Source organism: Rhizobacter sp. P3_C12 (assembly GCF_056402735.1).
This window is the reverse complement of record NZ_JBFUGW010000393.1, coordinates 1-4431: the sequence shown is the minus strand read 5'-3', so window position 1 is coordinate 4431 and position 4431 is coordinate 1. Positions and strand designations below refer to the sequence as shown.

Sequence of the window (4431 nt, the reverse complement as noted above, 5' to 3'; positions counted from 1 at the left end):
CCTGACACACACACCGCCCATGCCACTGCCCAAGCCGCCTGCCAAACGCGCCGCCCTCCTGACCCCCGCCGATTTCGAATCGCAGGCCGCTCCCAAACCCGGCAAACGCACGCAGAACAAACGCAGCGAGGAACCCGCCTCGCCGGCGGTGCTCGACCTGTTCGATGCGCCGCGCGAGGCCGCGCCGGTGGTCACCGCCAAGGCGATCGCGCCGGTGACGGCCCCGCCGGCCGCGAGCCCGCACACGTATCCCGCCGACAAGCCGCGCCGCAGCGCACCCGAGCCGAAAGCCCGCAAGCCGCGCGGCACCGGCCCGGCCAAGCTGTTCGTGCTCGACACCAACGTGCTGATGCACGACCCGACCTGCCTGTTCCGCTTCGAGGAACACGACGTCTACCTGCCGATGATCACGCTCGAGGAGCTCGACGATCACAAGAAGGGCATGTCCGAGGTCGCCCGCAATGCACGCCAGGTGAGCCGCGACCTCGATGCGCTGGCCGGCGGCCTCTCCGACCAGCCGGGGCGCGACATGGTCGACGGCCTGCCGCTCGCGACCACCGGCCACCGCGAGGCCGGCGGCAAGCTGTTCTTCCAGACCACGCTGGTCAACGTGACGCTGCCGCAGGGGCTGCCGCAGGGCAAGGCCGACAACCAGATCCTGGGCGTCGTGCAGGCGCTGCGCGACCAGCAGCAGGGCCGCGAGGTGGTGCTGGTGTCCAAGGACATCAACATGCGCATCAAGGCGCGTGCGCTGGGCCTGGCCGCCGAGGACTACACCAACGACAAGACGCTGGACGACGGCGACCTGCTCTACACCGGCGTGCTGCCGCTGCCCGCCGATTTCTGGGATCGCCATGGCAAGACCATGGAGAGCTGGAACCAGGGCGGCCTCACCTACTACCGCATCAGCGGGCCGATGGTGCCGGCGCTGCTGGTCAACCAGTTCGTCTACCTCGAGGCGCCGGGCGCCGCGCCGCTGTATGCCAAGGTCACCGAGATCACCGGCAAGACCGCGGTGCTGCGCACGCTGCGCGAGTACACCCACCAGAAGAACGCGGTGTGGGGCGTCACCGCGCGCAACCGCGAGCAGAACTTCGCGCTGAACCTGCTGATGGACCCGGAGTGCGACTTCATCACGCTGACCGGCACGGCCGGCACCGGCAAGACGCTGATGACGCTGGCCGCCGGGCTGTCGCAGGTGATGGACGACCGCCGCTACACCGAGATCATCGTGACGCGCGTGACGGTGCCGGTCGGCGAGGACATCGGCTTCCTGCCGGGCACCGAGGAAGAGAAGATGTCGCCGTGGATGGGCGCGCTCGACGACAACCTCGAGGTGCTGTCGAAGACCGACGGCGCGGCCGGCGAATGGGGCCGCGCGGCCACCAACGACCTGGTGCGCAGCAAGATCAAGATCAAGAGCCTGAACTTCATGCGCGGGCGCACCTTCCTGAACAAGTTCGTGATCATCGACGAGGCGCAGAACCTGACGCCCAAGCAGATGAAGACGCTGATCACGCGCGCCGGCCCCGGCACGAAGATCGTGTGCCTGGGCAACCTGGCGCAGATCGACACGCCGTACCTGACCGAAGGCAGCTCGGGCCTGACGTTCGCGGTCGACCGCTTCAAGGGCTGGCCGCATTCGGGGCACGTCACCCTGGCACGCGGCGAGCGTTCGCGCCTGGCCGATTTCGCTTCCGAGGTGTTGTAGCCCGGGTGACAACCCGGGTTTCGTCGCACACATCCCGGATTGGCATCCGGGCTACGAGACTCTGTCGCGGATCTGCTGCAGCGCCGTCGGATCCTCGATGGTGGTCAGGTCGCCTGGGTCGCGGTGCTCGCACACCGCCTGGATCGCGCGGCGCAGCAGCTTGCCGGAGCGCGTCTTCGGCAACGCGCTGACGAAGTGCACCCGCGAGGGCCGGGCAATCGCGCCCAGGCCTTGCTCCACCGTCTTCATCACCTCGCCCTCCAGGCGCAGCCGCGCGGCCTCGTCGGCGGCCCGGCTGGCATCACGCAGCACGACGAAGGCCATCGCCACCTGCCCCTTCAGCGCATCGGCCACGCCGACCACCGCCACCTCGGCCACCGCCGGGTGGCTGCTGATACTCTCCTCGATCTCGCGCGTGCCCAGCCGGTGGCCGGCCACGTTGATCACGTCGTCGGTGCGGCCGAGGATGAAGAAGAAGCCATCCTCGTCGCGCACGCCCCAGTCGAAGGTGCTGTACACCATGCGCCCGGGGATCGTCTTCCAGTAGGTCTCGACGAAGCGCGCATCGTCGCGCCACACCGTCTGCATGCAGCCAGGCGGCAGCGGGCCCTCGATGACCAGCACGCCCTTCTGGCTCGGCTGCGTMAGCTCCTCGCCGCTCAACTCGTCGACCAGCTTCACGTCGTAGCCGTACATCGGCACGCCCGGGCTGCCGAACTTGCCGGGCATCGGCTCCACGCCGTTGGCGATCGTCAGGATCGGCCAGCCGGTCTCCGTCTGCCAGTAGTTGTCGATGACGGGCTTGCCCAGGCCATCGGCGATCCAGCGCGCGGTCGGCTCGTCCAGCGGCTCGCCGGCCAGGAACAGCGCGCGCAGGCTCGACAGGTCGTGCCGCTTCAGCAGCGCGGCATCGTGCTTCTTCAGCACCCGCACCGCGGTCGGCGAGCTGAACATCACGCTGACGCGATATTTCTCGACCAGGCTCCACCACACCGCCGCATCGGGCCGTGTCGGCAAGCCCTCGTACATCAGCGTCGCCATGCCGGCAATCAGCGGCCCGTAGACGATGTAGCTGTGGCCGACCACCCAGCCGATGTCGCTGGTGCAGAAAAAAGTCTCGCCGGCCTGCCCCTGGAAGATGTGCTTCATGCTCGCGGCCAGCGCCACCGCGTAACCGCCGGTGTCGCGCTGCACGCCCTTGGGCCGGCCGGTGGTGCCGCTGGTGTACAGCGTGTAGCTCGGCTGCGTGGCCTCGACCCAGGTGCACGGCACCACCGCGTCGAAGTGCGCCGCACGCAGCGCCTCGTACTCCGCATCGCGCTGCGCATCGAGCTGCATCGGCGCGAGCCCGCGGTCGATCATCAGCGTGCGCGGCGTCTTGTGATCGGCCAGCCGCATCGCCTCGTCGAGCAGCGGCTTGTAGGCCACGACCTTGCCGCCGCGGCTGCCGGCATCGGCGCTGACGATCAGCACCGGCTGCGCATCGTCGATGCGGCTCGCCAGGCTCGCGCTCGCGAAGCCGCCAAACACCACCGAATGGACCGCGCCGATGCGGGCGCAGGCGAGCATCGTGAACGCCGCCTCGGGAATCATCGGCAGGTAGACCAGCACCCTGTCGCCCTGCTTCACGCCGAGCGCGAGCAGGAGGGCCGCCATGCGCTGCACCTCGGCATGCAGCTCGCGGAAGCTGTAGCGCCGCTCGTCGCCGGTCTCGCTGGAGACGTGGATCAGCGCGTCCTGGTCGGCGCGCGCGGCCAGGTGCCGGTCGACCGCGTTGTGGCACAGGTTGGTCCGCCCGCCGACGAACCAGCGCGCGAACGGCGGATGGCTGGCGTCGCAGACCTGCTCGAACGGCCGCTCCCACTCGATCAGCGCCGCCTGTTCGGACCAGAAGCCGGCGCGGTCGGCGAGCGAGCGCGCATGAAAATCGCGATAGGCATCCATACCCTTGGTTACACCACAGAAACACCCTCGCAACAACCCAGGAAAAGCCTGAAGAGAACGTGCTAAGTGCCGGTTTTGAAAGGACTTTTGCGGTTGACGCTGCCCGGTGACTCTTTTATGCTGCGCGGCATGTTCCGGTCGGCCGTCCCCTTTTTCGTGCGCAGCGCCCTGGTGGCGGCGGCCTTCGGCTGCGGCAGCGCCTGGGCCGACACCGACCAGATCTCCCGCCTGCTGACCGACAAGGGGCTGATCGCGCCGGGTGGCGCGGCCGCCACGCCGGCCGCGGCACCGCCCCCTGAAGCGGCCTCCGCCCCGGCGGTCACCACGACGGCAGCCGCCCCCGAAAGCTTCACCCAGCACGTCCGCGAGAAGGCATCCGACATGGTGCTGACCGCGATGAACTTCCTCGGCGTGCGGTACCGCCGCGGCGGCAACGACGCCGACTCCGGCTTCGACTGCAGCGGCTTCACCCGCCACGTCTTCGAGAGCGCGCTCGGCCTCGTGCTGCCGCGCCGCGCCGACGAGCAGGCGCACGCGAAGGGCCTGCTGGCCGTCAAGCGCGACGAGTTGAAGCCCGGCGACCTGGTGTTCTTCAACACGCTGCGCCGCACCTTCTCGCACGTCGGCATCTACATCGGCGAAGGCAAGTTCATCCACGCGCCGAAGCCGGGCGGCGAGGTGCGGGTCGAGGACATGCGCTTCGCGTACTGGGCCAAGCGCTTCACCGGCGGTCGCCGCGCCGAGCAGGCCGATGCGCCGGCCGTGCCGTCGGCCAC

The 4431-nt window shown here is 69.2% G+C and carries 3 protein-coding genes; 2 read left to right on the top strand and 1 reads right to left on the bottom strand.

The features are described 5' to 3' along the window. Positions 1-19 precede the first annotated feature (19 nt). Entirely contained in the window at positions 20-1711 is a 1692-nt protein-coding gene (locus AC1DXV_RS31770) for a PhoH family protein (RefSeq protein WP_477937471.1), read from the top strand. Positions 1712-1762: 51 nt separating this feature from the next. On the opposite strand, the gene AC1DXV_RS31765 is transcribed toward AC1DXV_RS31770, so the two are convergent. Continuing rightward, complete coding sequence (locus AC1DXV_RS31765) at positions 1763-3655, bottom strand: propionate--CoA ligase (RefSeq protein ID WP_477866767.1); 1893 nt, start codon at positions 3653-3655, stop codon at positions 1763-1765. Between the two features lie 156 nt (positions 3656-3811). Here AC1DXV_RS31765 and AC1DXV_RS31760 point away from each other — a divergent pair. Next, positions 3812-4431: C40 family peptidase (locus AC1DXV_RS31760; protein WP_477937470.1), on the top strand; the 620-nt coding region annotated here is incomplete at its 3' end.

Coding starts and splice junctions, on each gene's coding strand:
- AC1DXV_RS31770 (WP_477937471.1), top strand. CDS start 20: ATGCCACTGCCCAAGCCGCCTGCCAAACGCGCCGCCCTCCTGACCCCC.